The organism is Pseudomonas sp. Yb2C2, from assembly GCF_052112325.1.
In the GTDB taxonomy this organism is placed as follows: Bacteria; Pseudomonadota; Gammaproteobacteria; order Pseudomonadales; family Pseudomonadaceae; genus Aquipseudomonas; species Aquipseudomonas marginalis.
The window spans coordinates 1-22803 of sequence record NZ_JAVAJK010000032.1 but is presented as its reverse complement, the minus strand read 5'-3'; the positions used below and the strand labels follow the sequence as shown (position 1 = coordinate 22803).

16 protein-coding genes are annotated in these 22803 nt (G+C 62.8%); all 16 read right to left on the bottom strand.

Annotated features, from left to right (window positions below):
* Positions 1–2: 2 nt before the first annotated feature.
* A complete protein-coding gene (locus tag Q8X51_RS29545) occupies positions 3–1724 on the bottom strand; it encodes a ShlB/FhaC/HecB family hemolysin secretion/activation protein (RefSeq protein WP_074848304.1) in 1722 nt (573 codons plus the stop codon).
* A gap of 456 nt (positions 1725–2180) precedes the next feature.
* On the bottom strand, positions 2181–2663 hold the full coding sequence (gene pgaD, locus Q8X51_RS29540; protein ID WP_065924687.1) for a poly-beta-1,6-N-acetyl-D-glucosamine biosynthesis protein PgaD: 483 nt from the start codon (positions 2661–2663) through the stop codon (positions 2181–2183).
* 2 nt (positions 2664–2665) lie between these two features.
* Complete coding sequence (gene pgaC / locus Q8X51_RS29535; RefSeq protein WP_027608081.1) at positions 2666–4006, bottom strand: poly-beta-1,6-N-acetyl-D-glucosamine synthase; 1341 nt, start codon at positions 4004–4006, stop codon at positions 2666–2668.
* Between the two features lie 2 nt (positions 4007–4008).
* Complete coding sequence (pgaB, locus tag Q8X51_RS29530; protein ID WP_407694676.1) at positions 4009–6006, bottom strand: poly-beta-1,6-N-acetyl-D-glucosamine N-deacetylase PgaB; 1998 nt, start codon at positions 6004–6006, stop codon at positions 4009–4011.
* Between the two features lie 12 nt (positions 6007–6018).
* Positions 6019–8499, bottom strand: coding sequence for a poly-beta-1,6 N-acetyl-D-glucosamine export porin PgaA (pgaA, locus tag Q8X51_RS29525; RefSeq protein WP_407694677.1), 2481 nt, complete (start codon positions 8497–8499; stop codon positions 6019–6021).
* A gap of 300 nt (positions 8500–8799) precedes the next feature.
* On the bottom strand, positions 8800–10296 hold the full coding sequence (locus tag Q8X51_RS29520) for a YdgA family protein (protein ID WP_330215667.1): 1497 nt from the start codon (positions 10294–10296) through the stop codon (positions 8800–8802).
* A 251-nt stretch (positions 10297–10547) separates the two neighbouring features.
* The gene (locus tag Q8X51_RS29515; protein WP_027608077.1) at positions 10548–11180 is read right to left on the bottom strand and encodes a hypothetical protein; all 633 of its coding nucleotides are present in this window, start codon (positions 11178–11180) and stop codon (positions 10548–10550) included.
* Between the two features lie 81 nt (positions 11181–11261).
* Entirely contained in the window at positions 11262–12704 is a 1443-nt protein-coding gene (locus tag Q8X51_RS29510) for an efflux transporter outer membrane subunit (RefSeq protein ID WP_407694678.1), read from the bottom strand.
* Entirely contained in the window at positions 12701–13591 is an 891-nt protein-coding gene (locus tag Q8X51_RS29505; RefSeq protein ID WP_027608075.1) for an efflux RND transporter periplasmic adaptor subunit, read from the bottom strand. The genes Q8X51_RS29510 and Q8X51_RS29505 overlap by 4 nt, the downstream gene beginning before the upstream one ends.
* Positions 13588–13797, bottom strand: a complete 210-nt coding sequence (locus Q8X51_RS29500; RefSeq protein WP_012721577.1) for a DUF1656 domain-containing protein — start codon at positions 13795–13797, stop codon at positions 13588–13590. Before Q8X51_RS29500 ends, Q8X51_RS29505 begins: the two co-directional genes overlap by 4 nt.
* Positions 13794–15872 carry an FUSC family protein gene (locus Q8X51_RS29495; RefSeq protein WP_323147279.1) on the bottom strand — a complete coding sequence of 693 codons (2079 nt, stop codon included), beginning with the start codon at positions 15870–15872 and terminating at the stop codon, positions 13794–13796. The genes Q8X51_RS29500 and Q8X51_RS29495 overlap by 4 nt, the downstream gene beginning before the upstream one ends.
* On the bottom strand, positions 15869–16279 hold the full coding sequence (locus Q8X51_RS29490) for a MarR family winged helix-turn-helix transcriptional regulator (protein ID WP_065924681.1): 411 nt from the start codon (positions 16277–16279) through the stop codon (positions 15869–15871). The genes Q8X51_RS29495 and Q8X51_RS29490 overlap by 4 nt, the downstream gene beginning before the upstream one ends.
* Before the next feature lie 325 nt (positions 16280–16604).
* A complete protein-coding gene (locus tag Q8X51_RS29485) occupies positions 16605–16850 on the bottom strand; it encodes a DUF2789 domain-containing protein (RefSeq protein ID WP_065924680.1) in 246 nt (81 codons plus the stop codon).
* A 9-nt stretch (positions 16851–16859) separates the two neighbouring features.
* Positions 16860–17471 carry an adenylyl-sulfate kinase gene (gene cysC / locus Q8X51_RS29480; RefSeq protein ID WP_137212694.1) on the bottom strand — a complete coding sequence of 204 codons (612 nt, stop codon included), beginning with the start codon at positions 17469–17471 and terminating at the stop codon, positions 16860–16862.
* Complete coding sequence (locus tag Q8X51_RS29475; RefSeq protein ID WP_137212693.1) at positions 17455–18969, bottom strand: TolC family protein; 1515 nt, start codon at positions 18967–18969, stop codon at positions 17455–17457. The genes cysC and Q8X51_RS29475 overlap by 17 nt, the downstream gene beginning before the upstream one ends.
* 40 nt (positions 18970–19009) lie before the next feature.
* A partial coding sequence (locus tag Q8X51_RS29470) for a beta strand repeat-containing protein (protein WP_407694992.1) occupies positions 19010–22803 on the bottom strand: 3794 nt, incomplete at its 5' end.

Sequence of the window (22803 nt, the reverse complement as noted above, 5' to 3'; positions counted from 1 at the left end):
AATTACAGGAAGAAATCCAGGCGGAAATAAATCGGCGCTTCGCGCTCGGTCACGACGCCAGGCCTTTCCAGCGAATGGGCAAACGTCACGCTGGTGCTGACGTGCTTGCCACGGGCAAACAGCTCCAGGGAGTTACTCGATACCCGGCCGTGCTGGTCATCGTTGTAGCGATCGTTGCGAATCACGCCTTGGTCGTAGCCGACGCTGGCGCCGTACTCGGCGAAGGCCGGGCGCATCCAGTCGAGGGTCACCGGGCGCGCCCAACGCACTTCGTTGCGCCAGTAGCCGCCGCTGTCGCCGTTCAACTGCTGGTCCTTGAAACCCCGCACCGAGTACGAGCCGCCAAGACTCATGCGTTGCGGCGCGTACAGCACGTCTTCACTGCGCTGCCCGGTGGCCAGGCTGGAAAAACTCAATGACTCGCCCCACAGCGTGAACGGCTGCAGGTAGCTCAGGGTGGCGGTGTATTTGCGGTAGCGCGGCGTGGGCGTGAGGTTGCCGCGGATACGGGTCTGCTCATCCTTTTGCGCATCGAAGGCACCGATACCGTTTTGCATGCCCACATCAAGGTTGACGAACGCGCTGCCGATACGGCGCCCGTGGCTGATACCCACCTGGAATTCGCTGAGGCGGTTGCTGCTGACGCCCAGGCGTGTGTCGTTGATGTAGTTGTTGGTGCGCAAATGAGTGAGGCCGACATTGACCGACGTCTTGCTCACGTCATCGCGATGCACCACACGCTCGGCGCGCAGCTGGTGATTCTGGCTGTCGCCCCATTGCTTGTATTTGAAGTCATCGACGCTGCCCGGCGTGCGGTAATCGCTCTCACTGTAGGTGTAACTGAAGTTCCACCAGCCCCACGGCACGTTGTAGTAGAGCATGCTGTTTTTCGAGGTTTTCTGGTGGTCGCTGATGGCATCGTGGCCGCCGCGCAGGATCAGTTGGTCGGCCAGGCCCAGCGGGCTGTCCCATTCCAGGCCAGCGCCCCACTGCTGTTCGCCGGTACTTTTCTGGCCGTCGTTGTTGCGCGACAGGCTGGCGCGCCAGGGTTTTTGCGGCTGGTTTTTGACCAGCACTTCGCTGCCGCCGATCTGGGTGCCGGGGGTCAGTTCCATTTGCGCCTGTTTGGACGGCAAGCGGCTCAGTTGATCCACCAGTTGCTCGACTTCGCGCAGGTTGAGGGCCTCGCCAACCTTGCCGGGAAACGCCATGGCCAGCTCGCGGTCGGTGACCGTGCTGCCCTGGGCGCCCTTCAGGCCTTCGAGTTTGCCTTCGACCACCAGCACTTGCAGGTGGCCGCTGGAAAGGTCCTGTTGCGGCAGGTAGGCCCGGCTGGTGACGCGGCCCTTGGCAATGTAGTAATCGGTGATGACCTTGAGCAGTTCATTGAGCTGCGTAACGCCCAGGCATTGGCCGATATAGGGTTTGAGCAGGCGGTTACGGTCGGCTGCGGAGAGGCTGTCGGCGCCCTTGAGTTCGATGTCCTGGATGGGGAAGCAGCGGGTGTCAGCAGGCTGTGCCGGGGCCTGTGGCTGATTGCTCTTGCCGGGCAGGTCCTGGAGCTCTTCCAGGCGCCGACGCTGCTCTTCGAGAAGCCGGTTCTGGCGGTCGCGGATAAGGTCCTGATCCCCCGGCGTAGGGGCGGCCAAGGCACTGTTGCCGCTCAAATAAGCAAGCAGCAAAGTGCATAGCAAATACCGAGTCCGTGGCAATAAAAAAGACATGTTCGGTCCGTCGAAAATCAGGGGCCGCGAAACTAACATCGAACTAGCAGTAACCCAAGAAACAGAGTCAGTTGCATGTCCGCGCTAGTTATTCACGCAACACATTGATTAATAACAATAAAAAATTATCAAAAAGATACACGACCTGAAACTGGAAATATTATTCCGACAGGCGGCAGCTGTTCTGATAGCGATTCGTCGGAGAACTTATAAGTTGCCATTACTTGGCCATCAAGTTCTTGCCGAGATAAGTTAGTACCGAAAAAAGCAGATAAGTTCGCGGGAGTTTTGTGAATTGGATCGCAATAATCGGGATCGGCAAGGTAAGAGCCCCATGTGGGGGGCGGTGCGACGATTCGACTTGCTCCCGATAGGGGGTGTCAGCCAAGTATTCATTAGCTGATCCACCGCAATCGGGGGCAAGCCCCCTCCCACATTGGATTGTGGTTTACACCACTAGCTGGCGTCTTTGTTCTGAGGCGCGCCAGGCACGAGGGTCAAGCCTGGTTTTTCCACGTCGCGGGAGACGTGGGCTTTGACTTCCGACACGCCGCCGTCTTCGTCGTTGTGGATCACCAGTACGCCCGGTCGGCGCAGTTGCTCCAGGTCACCCTCGGCGAGGCTGAAGCTCTCGCTCAGGTTCTTGTCGGTGAGAGCCTTGGCTTCGGCGCGGCGCTGGGCAAACTTGCGCCCCTTGCGTTGCTGGTAGCGTGCCCAGGTGACCAGGATCACCGCGTTGAACAGTGCGATCCACAGGTAGACCTGCAAGGTATTGAGCGCCGCGAAAATCGGCGCCTCGATACGCGGGCCGCCGTGGGTTTCAAGCATCGAAGTGACCCCGCGCGCCAGCAGCCAGACCAGTCCGGCCCAGGCCATCAAGGTCAGGATCACGTCGATGATCCACATCACGGTACTTTGGCGAGTTCTGACCAGTTTCATGCTCACGCCTCCTCTTCAACAGGTTTGATACCGCGATCCGGGCTGACCCAGCGCGCGCGCTTCTGGTGCTGGTTGAACAGCACCTTGGGGAAACTGACCAGGGTGGTGAACAGGCTGACCAGCCAGAACACCATCGGGTACCACACGGTCCAGAACAGGGTTTTCCACAGGTCTTTCTCGTAGCGGCGGTCGATCAGGATGCTCACCGCAAACTGCACCAAACACACCATCGCCAGCACCAGGCCGGTAAAGGCCGGCGGGACCAGGGAGTCCACCGTGATTGCCGGCGGCAGCACGATGAATTTGCCCAGGCCCCAGAAAATCACCGAAAGCAGGAAGGTGAAGGCCCAACCGGTGGACAGGCAGTATTCGAACAGCAGCGGCCACAGGTAGCGATGGCGCCATTGCCAGATGCCACGGATATTCTTGAACAGCACTTCGGCACCGCCCTGGGCCCAGCGCAGGCGCTGTTTCCACAGGCCACCGACGGTTTCGGGCATCAGGATCCAGCACAGCGCGCGCGGCTCGTAGAAGATGCTCCAGTGATCGAGCTGCAGCTTCCAACTGACATCGATGTCCTCGGTGATCATGTCGGTGCTCCAGTAGTCGATGCGGTCCAGCGCCTTTTTACGGAACGCCACCACCACACCCGACACCGTGAAGATCCGCCCGAACACGCGCTGGGTGCGCTTGATCAAGCCAATGATCGAGGAGAACTCGCCCACCTGCACGCGGCCGATCAAGGTCGAGCGTGTGCGGATGCGTGGGTTGCCGGTGACGGCGCCCAGGCGCGGGTTGTCGAGCATCGGCGCAACCATGTAGGCCGCCGCGTTTTTATCCAGCAGCGCATCGCCGTCGATGCACACCAGGTATTCGCTGCGCGAGGCCACCGCACCCATGCGCAAGGCCACGGCCTTGCCCTGGTTCTGCGCCAGGTGCAGCACGCGCAGGCGCGGATGTTCCAGCGCCAGGGCGTCGAGGACGGCGGCAGTGTTGTCCTTGGAGCCGTCGTTGACCGCGATCACTTCGATGTTCGGGTACAGCTGGCCCAGCGCCGCATGAATGGTGTCGGCGGCGTTATCGCCCTCGTTGTAGCAAGGGATGATGATCGAGATCAGCGGGTTGCCGGCCAGGGTCGGTGCCGGAGTGTCTTCCTCCCAGGGCCAGTGGCGCTCCCAATGCAGCCAGAAGTACAAGCCACCGGCGATCCACAGCGCCGACATGAACAGCGGGTAGAAAAACACGAAGTCCATCAGGAACTGCCCGGTGACCAGGAAGATCAGGCCCAGGGGCACGCCTAATACCAGTGCCAGCACGAATAACGCCAGGATTCTGTCGAACATGGTCAAGGATTCCATTGGTTGGAAAGGGCCGGACGCACAGTCTTCAGGTCCGGGGAATTTTCCAGGAAGTTGTCCGGGTAGTAGCCAAAACTCGTGACACCCTGGCGCTTGAGCACACCCATCCATTCAGCCATCTGCACAGCGTCGATATCCGGCGCGGCCTTGGTGCGCCAGTCTTTGGCCTGCAGTTCGAATACCGTGCGCTCCATCGCGCCAGGACGCACCTTGACCGTCGCCACCAGCTTCTCCAGCCAGGCATTGGAGGTCTTGTACTCCTGGCCTTCCATCAGCGGCATGGCCATCGGCGCGGTCCAGTCATAGGTCTGGAGGAAATCATCGAGGTTCTGGGCGAACCAGGCCTCGCTCGCCGGGTTGAGCATCGGCTCGGCGAAGATATTGCGCGCGGTCTGCACCTGCGGCCCACCGATGGCGTGGACCTTGGCGGTCAGCTCTTTGGTGAAGTCGATCAGGTAGCGGCTCTTGAAGCGCGTCCAGCGCTGCATCACGGCCGGGTCGGCGCGCAGGGCCTGGATGCTGCCCGGCAGGCCGTTGGCGGCATAGGCCTTGAGCGCGGCGGGGCTGGCGTCTTCGAAGTCAGAGAGCACTGCGTCGTCGTGGTACAGCACGCCGTCGATGGCATTGTTACGCGCCAGGTCTTCATAGATCTCGCCAATGATCTTGCGCACCTGCGGGTCGAACGGCGACAGGCGTTTATATTGGTCCGGGTCGGTGCCGACCTGACCGGTTTCCGGGTCCCAGCGCGTCACGCGGGGCAGCTTGGGATCGAGGGCAAAACTCAACACCGGCATCCACGCGTACACGGCGGCATGGGCACGGGTGTGCAACTGCCAGGAGACGCGGTTGAACAGGTCGGCGCGCACCGGCAAGTAACGGTTGGGGAAGTACAGTTCGTGCACCAGGCCATCCCCCTTGGGGTCGGCAAAGGCTTGCAGGAACACCGTACCGGCGCCCATGTCCACCACGCGCTGCACCAGTTGGTCGAGGTTGCGCGCCTGCTGGGCCGGGTCCGGGTCGTAGACGTTGTCCAGGTCCACATGCAGCACCCGCAGCGGGGCCGGGGTTTGCACGGCGACGATGCTGTTGGCGAAATGCTCGCCGTCCGGGTCGGAGGCCACCAGGAAGCGCGGGCTGTTCATCAGGTCACTGGAGCTGTCGAGGCCGTCTTCCAGGGTCAGGGCCATCTGGTAGCCCTGCTCGCCGACGATCGCCAGCGAGGTGCCCTTGGCGGCGCCGTACGGCCACACCCATACCCGTGGTTTCTTGCCGGTCACGGTTTGGATCTTGTTGGAGATCGCCGCGACATCCGCACGCAGCCGCGCATCGAACTGCGCCTGGGTTTCATAGCGACCCGTGGCCGGGTCATAGCGCAGCGAGGTCGCCGCCGGCTCGAGGTTGCCCTGGGGGTTGGCCAGGATCCCGGTGTGGCTGGCGTCGGTGTGCGCGGCGATTTCCACCAGGCCCGATTGCGACACTTCGCGGATCTGCTGCCAGGTAAGGAACTCGCCGCGCGGCCGTGGCGAGCCGGCGAAGTCCACCGGTTTGTTCATCGGCGTGTCGATCCAGTAGCCCACCGGCGCCAGCAAGGCCGGCCAGCGATAGGCGCGCAGGATCGGCATCACGCGGGTATAGAAGCTCGAATAGCCGTCATCGAAGCTGAGCATGATGGCTTTGGGCGGCAACGCGGGGCCGCCACGGCGGGCGGCCAGGATCTGGTCAACGCTGACCGCCTGATAGCCGTTCTCCCGCAGCCAGGCCAACTGTTCGATCAATCGCTCGGTGCGCACCGCCACCACGGCCTGGTCAGGATCGCGGTCCGACACGTCATGGTAGGCAATGCCCAGGAAGTGGTTTTTCGGCCACGCCGCTTCGTTGGGCGGTGTCGGCCGCTCGGCGGGGGGAGTGAAAGGTGCGGGTTGCTGGGCGCAGGCACTGGCCAGCAATACGCCCAGAACCAACAAGCAACGGCTGAGGAAGGTCATGGTCAGGCTCTTTTAGAAACGGTAAGTGAGGTCGACGAGCAGACGCAGATCGCGTTCGCGATCCCCGTCATAAGGTCGGCTGATCAGGCTCAGGTTGGCGCCGGCGTCCAGCACGTCATTCCAGCGAAAGCGTTGGCCATAGCCCACCAGACCGATGCCACCGGTGGAGTAATCCCGCTGGCTATACGTACCCGCACCGACCTGGAACTGCTGACTCCACTGGGTCTCGTAGCGGTGATAGAGCACATGGTTGATGTTGAGGACGGGCAACACGGTAAAGTCCGACTTCGGATTGAAGTACACCGTGTCTTCCTTGCTGTTGCGGCTGGCGCCGACTTCCAGGCCCAGGTCCACTTGCACTTTCGGCGAGCTGTAGAGGCCTTCGCGGCCGCTGAGCAAGGCTTCGAAGCGGTCGTTGCCATCGCTGAAATGGGAGGGGCTGAGGGTGAGTTTCCATTCGCGGCTTTCGTTGGCGCGCCAGCGGATAAAGCCGCTGCCACCGTTGGCCGTGACCCCGTCATTCAACGCCCGCAGCGGCGTGGTGCTCAGCAGGTAGCCGAGGCTGCCGCCGTATTGCCAATTGTCGTTGATGTCGCGGGCAATCGACACCGCGGCGCCTTGTTTGGAACCATCGCCGTAGGAATGGTTGGAGACCTCGGCTTCAATGGTCATGTCGCGGGTACGCCGCTCCACGCCCACGACCTGCCAGCGATGCTGGCCCGTGCCTTCGCTGAAGTCGGCCTTGGCATACCCGGCGCCGGCGAATACACGCCAGTCTTCGTCGATGGGCGGCGTGTAGATCCGACTCTCAATGCCCCAGTCGCGGCTACCCGCGACGGCGCCCGCGTCACTGTCATTGCCCCCGCCAAAACTTTTACCGGTATAGGCCTCGACCCGCAGCTCGGCCATGTCATGCACGTCGCGCAGGCGGCTCAGGCGCTGCACCTGGCGATTGTCCGGGTTGCGGGCGAGCACATCGTCGGTGAGCACGTCGAGCTGGCGCCACTCCTGCAGGTCCATGGCGGTGTAGGCCTGGCTCACTTCCAGGCCCATATCCCGTGGGGCCTGGGCTTCGGTTTCCTTCAGGATGCCTTCGGCACGCCGTGGCAGGTCGCGGGCGCGGTACATGTCAGCCTGGGCCAGGCGCAGGCCGACGTTGCCAGGGGCTTTCGCCACCAGCGCTTCGAGGCCGGCTTCGCTTCCCGGCAGGTCGCCGCCGTAGACGCCGGCCTGGGCCGACAGTTGCTGGGCGTCCATCCACGCGTCGTTGGGGTTACCGATGGGCAAGCCCTTGAGCTCGACCCGCGGGTTCTGGCTGTTGGCGAGGCCCTTGGCGACCTCGTTGGCGTCCTCGGCTTTATCGCTTTCCTGCAAGGCGTAGAACAGCGCAGTGGTGTCTTCGACCCGATCATCGGGCTCGGCGTCGGTGGCGCTCAGGGCCTGGCGATACAGCGGCTCGGCTTTTTCCGGCTGGCGTTGGTCGAGGTAGGACGCGGCCACCCAGCGCACGGCGTAGGTCGGCAGTTGCACACCTTCGGCCTTAAGCACTTCGTACTCGCGGATCACTTCAGCGGTACGCGCACGGGCCTTGAGTGCGCCCAGGCGGTCGATACGCCAGCGCACCGCATCGTCATGGGCGCTGGCGTCCGGGGTCCAGCGGGCGAGCAGTTTGTCGTAATCGGCCAGGGCTCGGTCGGCAATCACGTAGCGTTCTTTTTCGCTGCGGGTGGCGAACTCGGCCATGCGCACACGCTCGGCAGCGAGGTCGCCTTCCAGGCGGCGCTGGGTCACCGGGTCCAGCAGGCCAGGACGCTGGGCCGACAGGCGCAACGCGGCTTCCGGCAGGCGGGCCTTTTGCAGGGCGACGATGTATTCGCGGGCGACGTCAGGCTTGTCGCCCGCGCGGATAAACGCCTGGTCGAACTCAAACAGCGCATCGTAGTTGAGGCCGGCGCGGGTCAGTGCGTAGCCCAGGGCCATGCGGCGGTTAGGATCATCGGGCTTGGCGGCCACCAGCGCGCGGGTGCGTTGCACGGCTTCGTTGGCCTTGCCGCCGTCGGCCTGGGTCAGGGCCAAGCCCAGTTGCAGATCGACATTATTCGGCTCACGCAGCAACGCCTGGCGATAGACAGCCTCAGCCTGGGCCCATTGCCGCTGGTTACGATACGTACGCGCGACGGTGGCGAGCGCCTGGGTGCTGAGGTTGCGATGTTTACCCTGGGCCTCGTACACCTTCAGCACTTCGGCGTCCTGGCCGGCCCAACCGGCGATCACCACATGATCGCTGACCTGGCCTGGCGTCTGGCGTTCGGCAGACAGCTGGCGCAATTGGGTCAGGGCGGGGGTGAAGTTGCCGTTGCGCGCCTGAATAATCAGTGCGTCATAGGCCGGATCGGCCATGGCGAAGGCGGGCATCAGTAATTGGCTGCATAAGGCTGCCCCGACGAGCAGTCGCAACCGGCCTGATGCACTGAGTGGTAGGTTTCGCAACATATCGTGAGCTTCCTTACACACGGAAAGCTGTAACGATAGGTGGTCCTGAGCGAATTGCCGCAGGGTGCCGGCGTCCAATGACCCGGCCTAGCTTTCCTGTGTGAACTATCTCTTAGGAAAGTAGGAAAAAGACCAATCCAAAACAATTGTTCAGAATTGCGCAGCCTATCTGAAATGTGAATGTGGGAGCGGACTTGCCTGTGATAACGGGGTACCAGCCGGCACGTGCGCCGACTGTTTGACCCTTATCGCGGGCACTCCCGCTCCCACATTATTTATTTCCGGGTGATGGCGAAATCTTTACTGTGCGCCGCTGACCGCGCCGACCTTGGCCATCACAAAACCAATGAATTGCTCGACGGTCATCTTCTGGCCGTTGAAGGTCACTTCATTGTTGGCGTAGTGCAACTTGGACACCACGTCGCTGCCGACCAGGGTCGCCAACTGAGTACCGACCGCCATGCCGCTGACCATCTCAGCGGCCATTTGGGACTGCTGCTCGATGGCTTTCGCGTCGCTCACGCCACTGAGTTGCGCTTGCAGGGCGGCAACGTCACCGATCATCGGCTTGGACAAGGTCAGGTTGGCATCCAGCAATGCAATCATCTGCTTGCCCAGCTCAACCGGCGGCAGCTCCATGGACGCTGGCTTGGCCAGGTCCACCAGCAGGTTGAACTTGCTTTCGCCATGGGTGGTTTTCAGGGACAGGTTTTCCACGGCGATCTGCGGCTTGGCGGCCAGTACCTGGTTGACGTTCGCTTCGGCCAGGGCCTGCTCGGCTTCGGTCAATTGCAGCTCAGGCGCGGGCTGGCCCGCTGCGGCAGCGGCTTGCACCGGCTGCATTTTGTCCTGGTACAGCTTGGTCAACACCAGCATGGCCGGGATGTCGACGTTCTTCATGCTCAGGGCCATGGCCGCCGAACCCACGGGTTTGCCCTGGTAACCGATCTCGTCGATCTTGTAGTCGACACGGCCGGCCAGGTTGTTGTCCTTGGTTTCGCTGGAGTCTTTCTGCTCGAAGCCTTTGACCGTCAGCACGGCTTTCTGCGGGCCGAAGGTGAACGTGCTGTCGGTCAGCTCAACGGTGTTTTGCCCGGTGTAGAAGCCAAAGGTGGATTTTTCCAGGTTGCTGGCGATGGTCAGGCCAGCCAGTTCGGCCTCGAAGGCGTCGCCCTTGGCATCTACCGCTGCGATCTTGAGGCTGTTCATGAAGCCGTCGGCCTTGACCTTCTGGCCTTCGGCGGTGCTGTCGAAATTCAGGTTGGCGCCGGAGAAGTTCACCGAAGACGTGTCGTCCTTGAACGTCAGGGGCAGCAATTCGATGTTGCCGTTGACCGAGCGGCTGTAGCCGATATTGGCCACGCCCTTGAGCGGCGACACGTCTTTGGCGGCGGCGAACCACTTCTCGGTGGTGGGGTTCTTTTCCAGCTCATAGTGACTGGTGGCCATGACCGGCAGCCATTTGAGCGTCACCAGGCGCGAGAACGGCAGCGGGCCGTGTTCGATATGGTCGACGAAGAGCAATTCGGGATTGGGGTTTTCTTCGCCGAACACCGAGCCTTGGCCCTTCAGGCGGTAGTGCGCGGTGCTGCTGAACACGCCACGCTCCAGGGACACCAGCTCCAGGGCCACGGTGCCATCGACGCCGGCCATGGAGGTCTGCAGTTCCTTGTTGGCGTTCTGGATCGCGGTTTGCAGCACCGGTTCCAGTTGTTTACCGGTGTACCAGGCGCCGCCTGCACTGACGACGCCTACGGCGACAACTAAACCCAAAAGAACGACTGCTGGCTTATTCATGAAGTGACCTGATCAAATCCTGTGAGAAGTGGGCTGTCTTCCTTGAACCCTGTTGGGGTTGGCTCAAGCCCGCCGAAAAATCCGGGAGAGGTTAGCATAGGCTCCGTAGCAGCGGTCGAGCGCAGCGAGGCCGCGTTCGACTGCGAAGCAGTCGTAAAACCACGCACCTTGGCTTATCAAAAACCGTGCGTGCTGGTTTTACGAGGACTTCGTCCTCGAACGCGGCCTCGTTCTACTCGACCACTGCTACGTCAGGAATACTCCAATTCGATCTCGTCGAGCTGGTGGTCAAAACTCTTCAGGCGTGCGGTCCAGGTGTACACCAGCACCTCAAACTCGCGGTGTATCACCGCATTGCCGGGCGTGTCGGACTTGGGGTCGCAGAAGTCCAGTTGGTAGCGCTCACGGGCCATCTGCGTGGCAACGTCGGACAATTCCCGCGCATTATTCAGCCAATGCCGGCCATCGGCGACCTGCCGATCGAGGGCCACACACTGTTTTTTCAGGACTTCGAGGCTTTTTTCCAGGGGCGTGCCGGTAAGGTCGCCCATGACTTCCTGGAAGGTGCGCCCCGGCTGCCAATAGCTGCCCCAGAAATAGCGGTCGAACACGGTTTCGACTCGACGCAGGGCGACCTTGGTGTCCCAGATCGCTACGCGGGTCTTGCCTTGCTCGAGGAGTTTTTTCTTCACGCGTTGGTTCTGGTAGGACGCCCAGGCCACCACGCCGATGGACAGGGAGCCGATCACCAGGCAGGCGCTGTCGAGAAACACCATGGCCTTGTCGAGTTGATGGGCGAGCATGACGCCGTAGAAATACGCGGCCGATAACAACACCAGTGCGAAGAGCACGCACCAGAAAGCGGGAGCATAAGGGTTTTTCATTATTGGAATCCCCATGAGCAAACGCGAGCAGTGTCAGGCGAGTCGTCACGGCGACCCGCCTGTCCAAGCATAGCTATTCGCTCAGGGTTTGCCGGGCTGTGACGCTTGCGTTCGTCCGCTTTCCCAGCCGCCGCCCAGGGCCAGGAACAGATCGATCTGGCTCATGGCAACCTGGGTATTCGCCGCCGCCAGTTGCGCGCGCATCGCGGTGTAGGTGCGGGTGGCTTGCAGGTCGGCAAGGAACGATTCGCGGCCGGCCTGGAAGAAACGGTGGGTCTGGTCTGCCGCCTCTTGGGCCGAGCGCTCGGCGTCCGCCAGCGCCTCGCGCCGTTGCAGCACGGCGGTGTATTGCGCCAGGCCGGTCTGGGTTTCGCGGATGGCATTGAGTACCACACCGTCGAAATGCGCCAGGGCGCCCTGGGTCGCGGCTTCGGCTTCGTGGATGCGCGCACGGGCGCCGTTGGTCGGCACCGTCCAACTGATCATCGGGCCGAAGCCCCAGCGGTTGGTCGCCGGCTGGCCGAGGTTGTCGAGCAGGCCCACGGTGCCCACCGTGGCGCCGATGGCGATGTCCGGGTACAAGGCGCCGGTGGCCACGCCGATACGCGCAGTGGCGGCGGCCAGTTGGCGCTCGGCCTGGCGCACGTCGGGGCGACGCTTGAGCAGTGCCGCACCATCGCCCACCGGCAACAATTGAGCGATATGCGGCAGTTCGGCGCAGCTGCCGGTGCCCGCCGGCAGTTGGTCCACTGGCTTGGCCAGCAGCATCGACAGGCGGAACAGCCCGGCCTGGCGCGCCGCTTCGTAGCGCGGCATGTCGGCGCGCAAGGATTTGTATTGGGTTTGCGAGCGGGTGACCTGGGTTTCATCGCCACGGCCCGCGTCACGCAGGCGTTGGGTCAGTTTGGTGCTCTGGGCTTGCAGGTCGAGGGACTCGTTGGCAATCGCCAGTTCTTCGTTGGCCGCGCAGACCTGGGTGTAGGAGCGCACCACATCGGCCACCAGGGTGATGCGTGCGGTATCAGCGGCAGCCTGGGCCGCATCGGCGCTGGCCTGGGCGCTTTCGATGCCACGTTGCAAGGTGCCGAACAGGTCGAATTGATACGAGGTGGTAATGCCGACGCTGCCGATGTTATCCACCGGCACTTTGTCCGCCTGCAAAAACGCTTCGCCGGATTCCTGCAGCCGTTGCACCTCGGCCTTGGCGCCGGCACTCCAGCCGCCGGCGGATTCAGCCTGTTGGGTCTGATAACGGGCGCGCTGCAGGTTGGCTGCGGCCACCCGCAGGTCGGTGTTGGAGGCCATGGCCTGGCGTACCAGCTCGTCCAGGCGCGGGTCTTTGTACAGCTTCCACCAGTCGGCCGGCACCGGCGCCGACACCACGTCGCTGCCCTTGCCCGTCAGTTGCCCTTGCAGGTCAGCGCGGTTGACGGCAGACGTTTGCGGCAGCTTGTAATCCGGCCCCACCACTTGGCAGGCCGACAGCAACAACCCCAGCGCAGCGGTTGCCCACAGCGGCTTCATGGCTTGGCTCCGTCATTGGGTTTGTCGCCAATGATCGACACCGTGGCCGTACGCCCGGCGATCATGCGGAAGTCCGCCGGGACATCGTCAAAGGCAATACGCACCGGAATCCGCTGGGCCAGGCGCACCCAGCTGAACGCCGGGTTGACGTTGGGCAGCAGGTTAGAGCCGCTGCTGCGGTCACGGTCTTCGATACCGGCGACGATGCTCTGCACATGCCCGTGCAGGCGGGCGTTGTCGCCGATCACACGGATGTCGACGCCCATGCCGACGTGGATACCGTCGAGCTTGGTCTCTTCGAAGTAGCCGTCGATGTGGAACGAATTGCTGTCCACCACCGACAGCACCGGCCGCCCGGCGGTGACGAACTCCTGGGTACGCGGTGCACGGTCGTTGACGTAGCCGTCCACCGGGCTGCGGATCACCGAGCGGTCGAGGTTGAGTTGGGCCGAGTCCACCGTCACTTGCGCTTCGGCCAGGGCCGATTGGGCGCGGGCAACGCGGGACTGGCTTTCTTCCAGTTGCTCGCTGGGCACCAGGTTGCCGAGGCCACGGTTACGCTTGTACTCGCGGCTTGCCTGGGCCAGGGTTTCCTGGCGGTCGGCCACGGCGGCCTGGGCTTGGCGCAGGGCCAGCTTGAAGCGGTCCTGGTCGACGGCAAACAGTACCTGGCCCTTGGTCACCAACTGGTTGTCGTGCACATCGACGCGCTGGATCAGCCCGGACACGTCCGGCGCGATCTGCACGATGTCGGCACGGATGTGACCGTCACGGGTCCAGGGCGCAAACATGTAGTACATGACCATGCGCCACACAACGACGACCGCGAAGCTCACGATCAACAACGTCAGGACTACACGGCCGATGGTCAAAAAAGGTTTTTTCATGTCATCAGGTATCGACTGAGTGAGTCCACCGCGCCCAGCAACAGCGCGTAGAGCCCCACATTGAACAATGCCCGGTGCCAGACCAGGCGATAGAAGTGGACGCGGGTCAACAGCCCGTGCACCACCAGGAACAACACGTACGTAATGCCCATCAGCACCAGCAGCGTGGGCAGGAACACCCCGCTGATATCCAGATCACCGATCATAAAGGCGCTCCATCGGGTAGCGGCGCTTCCATCTCCGTGCCGCCAATGAATTCCACTCCCGGCAACAACGCCAGGCGCAGGCCGGCCAGCGCGTGCAGCAGGTGCAGGCGGGTATCGTCTTCGTCTTGCAGGCCCTGGCCGTTGAGGGCGCGACGCGTGCGGTCGAGGGTCATCAGCAGACCGCTGGGCGCGGGCAAGCGTTCACCCGCCTTGAGGCAGGCCTTGAAGTAACCGCCCACGCCTTCCACCACCTGGTTGAGCAGCACCCGCGGCACGCCGAGGATGCGCGGCGAATAGGCCAGCAGGTCGAGCAGGTTGAGCGCCACGCGCAGGTCGCGCAGGGCGATGCCGGTGTCCTGGCCGATCATCGCCAGGCGTGGCAGGTGCTGCATCAGGCGGTCAAGCATTTGCACGGCCAGGTAGCGGTGTTCGTTCAGGGTGGCGGGCTCGGTCAGGCCGACGATGTCGCGCCAGCTGAAACGGGTCAGGCGCTTGGCCGCCAGTTCGGCGCCGAAGGGCCGTGCGATCAACGTCCACACAAAGGCGAACAACAGGCCCACGGGCCCGGCCAGGTTGACGTTGGCGAAGTTGAGGAAGTCCGCGTCGTAGGCGCCCTGGATGCTGATGAACGACGAGGTGTTCACCAGCGTCAGCAGCATGCCCAGGTAAAAACGCGGCTGCACGGTCAGCGTGCCGATGCAGATGAACGGCACCGCGAACGCCAGTACCAGCATCGGGAAATCGTGCAGGTTGGGCAGTACCAGGAACAAGTAGAGGCTGGCGAACAGCACCGACATGGCGGTCCAGAAAAAGAACCGATAGATCTGCGGCGCCGGGTCGTCCATAGAAGCGAAAAAACTGCAGGCCACGGCTGCCAGGATCACCGCGCTGCCGCCATCGGTCCAGCCCAGCAGGATCCACAGCACCGACGCGACGATGATCGCGGTGACGGTGGAAAACGCCGAATAAAGCATCAGGCCATGGTCGAGGAACGGCGTGAGCCGGCCCAGGCGCCAGTGACGGTACACGGCGCGCCAGGTGTCCTGGCTTTCGCACTGGATGGCGGCTTGCAGGCTTCGGCAGTCCTGCCACAGGTCGATCCACTCGCCCAGGCGGTAGAGGGCGTTGGAGAACAGCAGTGTGTGGCGCTCGTCCAGCGCTTCGCCTTGGGGTTGCAGGGCGTCGACCTGTTCACGCAGGGCGCGCCAGCGTTCCAGCGGTGCGCTTTCGGTGGTGTTTTCCAGCCACTGCCGGGTGGCTTCCAGCAGCGGCGTCAACTGCTCGAGAAACTGCGGCGCACGCTGTTCGACGGCATACAGCGCATCGTCGAGTTCCTCCACCAACGGCAGCAGGTGGATCATGCGCCCGCGCAATTCCTTGGTATTGCGCACCGTCTGCGGCCGCGCGCCTTCGTGGGGCAACTGGCCGATCATCAATTCAAGAGTATTGAAGGTGGCGACCATGCCGCCGCGCAGGGCGCTGACTTCTTCCGGCTGCACATTGCGGGAAAGAAAGCGCTGGCTGTAGACCTGGGCGTCGCTGAACCACTTGGCCACCGCGCCATCGAACACCGGCATCAGCCGCCGCGGCCAAAACATCGCGCCCACCACCGCCGCGACCGCAATGCCGAGGAAGATTTCCTCGGTCCGCGCCTCGGCCACATCCCACACCGCCAGCGGGTTATCCACCACCGGCAGGGCGATCAGCGGCAAGGTGTAGCCGGCCAGCATCAAGGCATAGTTGTTGGCAGTGCGCAGGTGCATGGAGAGGAACAGCAAGGTGCCCGTCCACAGTGCGATCACCACCACCAGGATGTACGGCGACTGCACGAACATCGGCACAAAAAACACCGCCGCCGCCGCCCCCATCAAGGTGCCGATGGCGCGGTACAGGGCCTTGGAACTGGTAGGGCCGACAAACGGACTGGAGACGATATACACCGTGGCCATCGCCCAATACGGACGCGGCATTTGCATCAGCATGGCGATGTACAACGCGATCATCGACGCGGCGAAGGTACGAACCCCATAGAACCAGTCACGGGCGGGCGGAAAACCGGTAAAAAATCCGTTCAAAGCGTCGCCGCCTCAAAGGCCCGCAGTACACGCAGTGCCGCTTCCATGTCGGCGGTCGCAATGTCCGCCAGCACTTCGCGGCGCAGGCGCACCAGTTGCACCTCCACCGCCTGCACCAACTCGCGACCGCGCTCGGTGAGGCTCAGGGCCTTGGCGCGGCGGTCGTGGATGTCTTCGCTACGGCACACATAGCCGTCATGGCACAGCCGGTCGAGCAGGCGCACCAGCGAAGGACTTTCCATCCCGGAGGCCTGGGCTACTTTGACCTGATGCACTCCGTCGCCCAGGCGACCGATCATCAACAACGGCACAGCGCAGGCTTCGGAGATGCCATAGCTCACCAGCGTGCTCTGGCAGATTTTGCGCCAGTTACGGGCGCCCACCACCATGCTGCTGCTGAGGTTCATCTGGAGGTGTTCGAGGGATTGAGGCACTGGATAGTTCGCATACAGTTAGTTTGCTAACTATCAATATGGTGGAAGGATCGGATTGCGTCAAGTTTTGAAACAATTTAGCGGATGGGTGGAACGATTCAGTGGCCACACCGCAGGACGAATGTGGGAGGGGGCTTGCCCTGATGCCAGTCAGTTAAGCCTACATCGCCTCCTGTAGGAGCGAGCTTGCTCGCGAAAAACGTCAACGATAACGCGTGCTTCCTGAATGAACGCGGCGCCTAGATTTTTTTACTGCTCACCTTTTTTTTTACAAAAACACAATTTCCAAAAGATTTTTTTACACCCCTCGCCCACCCCGCAACATTAGATTCAACTCATCCACCACTTCCGCCCAATCGGCATCGTCCAAGATTTCCTCGCGCAAAAACGCTTTCTGGCTGTCGGTCCAGAAAAACGCATCTGCCAATTTGAGATCCGGCTTGAGTGGCGAATGGGTGGTCACAAACTGATCAATACTGACCGGGTCATCCGGCAGCCCAAGCTGTTTGAACAGTGACGGCAAGCTGTGCACAGGCGACTCCATGGCGGACTCCTAAGAAGATGATTCCCCAGAGTCTAGTTCAGGCGCCAGCCAGGCCAACAACCGCTCGACGCTCTGCGGTGCCGACAGCACGCCGGTATCCAGTACCAGCGCAGCGTGGGGCGGTGGCTCGTAGGGCGAACCAATGCCGGTAAACCCCGGTAGCTCGCCCCTGCGTGCGCGGGCGTAATGACCTTTGGGGTCGCGCCGCTCACAAACCGCCAGCGAGGCACTGCACCACACTTCCCGATAGTCGGCCCCCAGGCGCTCGGCGAAGACCTCGCGCAACTGCACCAGGGGCGCAATCATCGCCAGGATCACGATCTGCCCGTGGTCCACCAGCAGCGCCGCCAGTTCGCTGGCGCGGCGGATGTTTTCCAGGCGGTCGCTGTCGGCAAAGCCCAGGTCTTTGTTGAGCCCGACGCGCAAGGCATCGCCGTCGAGCACGATGCTCTGGCGGCCGTGTTCGAAGAACGCGGCCTGGAGGCCCTGGGCCAGGGTCGACTTGCCCGAGGCGGGCAAGCCGGTGAGCAGGATCGCCACACCGCGATGGCCGTTGCGCGCCTCGCGTTGACGGCGGGTGATGCTCGCCGTCGGCGCCACCAGGTTATTGGGCGACGGCACGCGGCACCGGTGCGGTGATGTTGCCGGCAGCCCAGGCCGATTCACGGCTGGCCAGGGCAGTGGCGATGCTTTGCACGCGGTCGGAGTCCAGTTGCTCCGGCAGCGGGTCGAGCCCGGCGCTGGCGAAGATCTGGCCGTAGGCGTTGCGCAGGTCAGCGTAGGCCAGGTCGCGGCGCAGGTCGGCTTGCAGGGTGTTGAGCTCGCCCTGGATCAGGTCGAGTTCGCCCAGGCCCGCCGCCTCGTGACGATTGCGCAGTTGGGTGAGGATTTGCCCGTCGATATTGGCCAGTTGTTCGTTGGTCTTGAACTGGCGCACGGCATCCTGGAAGTTGGCATTGGCCACATACACCTGCGCCAATACCGCGATGGACATGGCCTGGCGCCGGGCGGTGGCGACTTCTTCACCGGCCTTGGCGACGTCGATGGCGGCCGGGGCGGAGATCACGTTGAACAGGTTCCAGGTGATCTTGGCGCCGTAGTCAGCCCAGCGGTTGTCCACCAGGAACGAGTTGCTGTCGTAGTGGCCGCCGGCGGAGAACTCCAGGCCCGGCAGCAGGCGCAGCATGGCTTTGCGGGTTTCGGCGGCGCTGATACGGGTCTGGTAGTCCTGCTCACGCAGTTCGGGACGATTGGCCAGGGCTTCCTGTTCCAGACTCGCCAGGTTGACCTTGAGTTGGGGCACCACGTAATCGTCCGGCGTGGCCAGTTTCAGGTCGGTGCCCATGGGCAGGTTGATCAAGGTCGCCAGTTCGGTCTTGGCCAGGGACAGGGCGCGGCGCTGTTCCTGCAACTGGCGCGTGGCTTCGATCAGCGAACGCTGGTACCCAAGGGCCTGGACCGGGTCGCCGATGCGCTGTTCGCTCATGTTCTGGCTGTCGGTCTGGGCCTGGTCGACCCGTACCATCAGGCTGTCGATCTGTGTCAGCAGACGCTCGGCCGCCACCGCTCGCCAATAGGCCGAGCGCACGTCCTGGACGATGGTGTTGATGACCTTGCGTCGACGCTCCTGGATGATCAGGCGCTGGTCGCCTTGCTGTTTGGCACTGATATAGCTGACGCCGAAGTCGAGGACGTTCCACACCATGGTCAAGTCCGCCACACGGCGGTCGCGGTCCTGGGAGGTCGACGGTTCCAGGGACTGGGTGCCGGTGAGCACGCTCTGGCTGCTGGAGGCGTTGGTGTTGTTGCGCCCGGCGTAGCCGGCGGACAGCGCCATGCGCGGCAACATGTCAAAGCTGGACAGGTCCGACTGTCGCTTGGCCAAGGCTTCTTCCATTACTTTCAAACGGCCTTCGAGGTTGTATTTCACCGCGCGGGCCATGGCCTGGTGCAAGGTAAGCGGGCCGCTGAGGGGTTCCTGCCCCGTGTACATACCGTGCAGATCATTGCGGGCACGTTGCTCGCTGACACTGCGTTCAATCGGCTCACTGGTGACCGCGCAACCGCTGATCGCCAGCACCAGCATGCTGGCGCCGAACAACTTATGACGTGTATTCATCCTTGTACTGCCCCTGTTCCTGCGCCGAAATTAAGTAGGTTCAAGCCTGCATTTCGCTGATGCCGACTTGTTGCAGTGCGTGTGCCAGATCGATCACCTGGCGATGCTCCCTCTCGTTGATCTGTTGCAGTTGTTGGCCAAGGGTCGGTGCGCCAAAGACGCCGCGCAGGCCTTGGGCCGCATCGCCGCCGCCCTTGATCGACTGGCTGTCGAACGCTTTGAAGCCTGAGTCGCTGCCACCGGTGTCGCGGTTGAACAGGCCCGACAACGTGCTTGAGCCAAACACCCCGCCGTCCCCGCTGCCATCGGTGCTGAACACCTGGGCGATAAAGCTGGGCGACGACGCGCCGTTGTTGATGAAAATGCTGCCGATGGGCGGCAAGCCGCCACCCATCTCACGTTGCTCGAACAGTGGCGGGAAACCGAGGGGCGAACCCAGATCGCCACCCGGACGGCCGAAGATGATCGGCTGCAACGGCTGGTTCGGCGCATCCTGGGGCGCAACCGGAACGGTGACACGGAAGAGGGGGTCGCCCGTCAGCGCAATGGTGTTGATCGCAAAATTGTTGGAGTTGGCAAAACCGCTGCCAGCGTTGCCTGCCAGGTCTACCACCAGGCTGGAATCCAACGTGATGAAGTTGCTCGGATCGTTGATATTCGCCGTGGGTGTCAGGGTCGCAGTCCAGGTCTTGCCGCCGTCGTTGGTGGCCAGGTTGGACAAGGTGCCGTTGGCTACACTGAGATCATCAAGCTCGAAGCCGCTGACCTTCTCGCTGAAGGTGAAGGTCACCGTGGTGGTCTGCCCGACTGTCAGACTGGGGTTGGCTATGCTGATGGTCGCGGTCGGCCGCTCTCCATCAATCGCAAAGTTGTTGGAAATTACGATGCCGCTGCCGACGTTACCCGCTGCATCATTCACCAGGCTGGTATCCAGTACGATCAGGTTGGTGGCATCGCTGATGGCCGCCGTCGGCGTCAAGGTGGCGGTCCAGGTTTTACCGCCATCGCTGCTGGCCAGGTTGGACAAGACAGCGTTGGCCACGCTCAGGTCTGACAGATCGAAACCGCTGACCGCTTCACTGAAGCCGATGGTCACCGTGGTGGTCTGCCCGATGCCCAGGTTGTTGTCAGCCACGGAGATAGTTGCGGTTGGGCGCTGGGTGTCAATCGTGAAGTTGTTGGAATCGGTGGTGCCCACGCCTGCGTTGCCAGCGCCGTTGATCAGGCCGGTATTGTCCAGGGTGATCACGTTGGTGGTGTCGGAAGTACTGACGCTCGGTGTGAACGTGGCCGTCCAGGTGACGCCGCCGTCGGTGGACGCCACGTTGCTCAACGTGCCGTTGCTGACGGTCAGGTCACTGTTGTCGAAACCGCTCACCGCGTCGTTGAAGGTGATGGTCACCAAGGTGGTTTCGCCGATGCTCAGGGACGAATCGGCAATCACGATGGTCGCCGTCGGCACGTTGGTGTCGATGGCGTAGTTGTTGGAACTGGTCGTGCCCGTGCCGGTGTTACCCGCCCCATCGTTGACCCCGGTGTTGTTCAGGACAATCAGGTTGGACGCGTCGGTGACCCCAAGGCTAGGTGTGAACGTGGCCGTCCAGGTGATGCCGCCATCGCTGCTGCTGACCGCGCTCAACGTGCCATTGGCGACGCTCAGGTCCGAATTGTCAAAACCGCTGACCGCCTCGGAGAACGTAATGGTCACCAGCGAGGTTTCGCCGACGCTCAGCGCAGTGTCAGCCACCACGATGGTGGCGGTCGGACGCTGGGTATCGACGGCGTAATTGTTGGAGTCGGTGGTGCCACTGCCGACGTTGCCCGCCCCATCCACGACGCCGGTGTTATTGAGGGTGATCAGGTTGGTGGCATCGCTGGTGCCGGCGCTTGGGGTGAAGGTCGCGGTGTAGGTGATGTTGTCGCTGGTGCTCAGGCCCGAAATCAAGCCGTTGGCGACGGTCAGGTCGGCCAGGGTGAAACCGGTCACCGCCTCACTGAAGGTAATAGTGACCACGGACGTTTCGCCGACCTTCAGCGCGGTGTCGGCCACCACGATGGTGGCAGTCGGGCGCTGGGTATCGATGGCGTAATTGTTGGAGTCGGTGGTGCCGCTGCCGGCGTTGCCCGCCGCGTCACTCACGCCGGTGTTATCCAGGGTGATGAGGTTGCTGGTATCGCTGGTACTGGCGCTCGGTGTGAGCGTGCCGGTCCAGGTGACGCCACCGTCGCCGCTGCTCAGGCCGGTGACCGTACCGTTGGTGACCGTCAGGTCGGCGCTGGTAAAGCCTGTCACCGCTTCGCTGAAGGTGATGGTCACCAGCGAGGTTTCGCCGACGCTCAGCGCGTTGTCGGCCACCACGATGGTGGCAGTCGGGCGTTGGGTATCGACAGCGTAGTTGTTGGAGTTGGTGGTACCACTGCCAGCATTACCGGCCGCGTCGGCCACACCGGTATTGGCCAGGACGATCAGGTTGGTGGCATCGCTGATGCTGGCACTCGGCGTGAGCGTCGCGGTCCAGGTGATACCGCCGTCGCTGCTGCTCAACCCGCTCAGGGAGCCATTGGCAACGGTCAGGTCCGCCAGGGTGAAACTGGTCACGGCCTCGCTGAAGGTGATCGTGACCAAGGACGTTTCGCCGATTGTCAGCGCGGTATCGGCCACCACGATGGTGGCAGTCGGGCGCTGGGTATCGACGGCGTAATTGTTGGAGTCGGTGGTGCCGCTGCCAGCGTTGCCCGCCGCGTCACTCACGCCGGTGTTATCCAGGGTGATGAGGTTGCTGGTATCGCTGGTACTGGCGCTCGGCGTGAGCGTGCCGGTCCAGGTGATACCGCCGTCGCCGCTGCTCAGGCCGGTGACCGTACCGTTGGCGACCGTCAGGTCGGCGCTGGTAAAGCCTGTCACCGCTTCGCCGAAGGTGATGGTCACCAGCGAGGTTTCGCCGACGCTCAGCGCAGTGTCAGCCACCACGATGGTGGCGGTCGGGCGTTGCGTGTCGACGGCATAGTTATTGGAATTGATAGAACCCACACCGACATTGCCACTGAGGTCCGCCACGCCGGCTTTATCCAGGACAATGAGATTGGTGGCATCGGTGATAGCCGCGTCCGGCGTCAGCGTGGCCGTCCAGGTGATGCCGCCGTCGCTGCTGCTCAGGCCGCTGATTGAGCCGTTGGCAACGGTCAGGTCGGCGGTGGTGAAACCGCTGACTGCTTCGCTGAAGGTGATGGTCACTACGCTCGTTTCGCCGATCCTGAGGGCGGTGTCGGTGACCACGATGGACGCCGTGGGTGCCACGGTATCGTTGACGATGTAGTTGTTCGAGTCAGTGGTGCCCACGCCGGCATTGCCAGCCAAGTCGGCCACGCCGGTGTTGTTCAGGGTGATGATATTGGTGGTGTCAGCGATGTTACCGGCTGCGGTCAACGTCCCCGTCCAGGTGATCCCGCCGTCGCCACTGGTCAAGGTCCCGACGCTGCCGTTCTGCACGGTCAGGTCCGCCGCGGTAAGGCCGGTCACGGCTTCGGAGAAGGTGATGGTCACCAGCGATGTGCCGCCGGAGTTCAGGTTGGTATTGGCGACCACGACGGTCGCGGTGGGTGGCGTCTCGTCCGGCACATAGTTGGTGTTGATGGTGCCGCCGTCACCGTAGACGTTGGCCACCGAAGACGGCGAAACACCCACGGAGCCCGCACTCGTCCCCCCCACGCCACTGCCGCCAATGTTGCCGGCCAGTGCCGCGAAGTTGGCGGCGGTAATCAGGATCGAGCCTTTGTTCCAGATGGCGCCGACCCCGACGCCGCCCGCGCCGCCTGCCTGGAGATAGCTGCCGC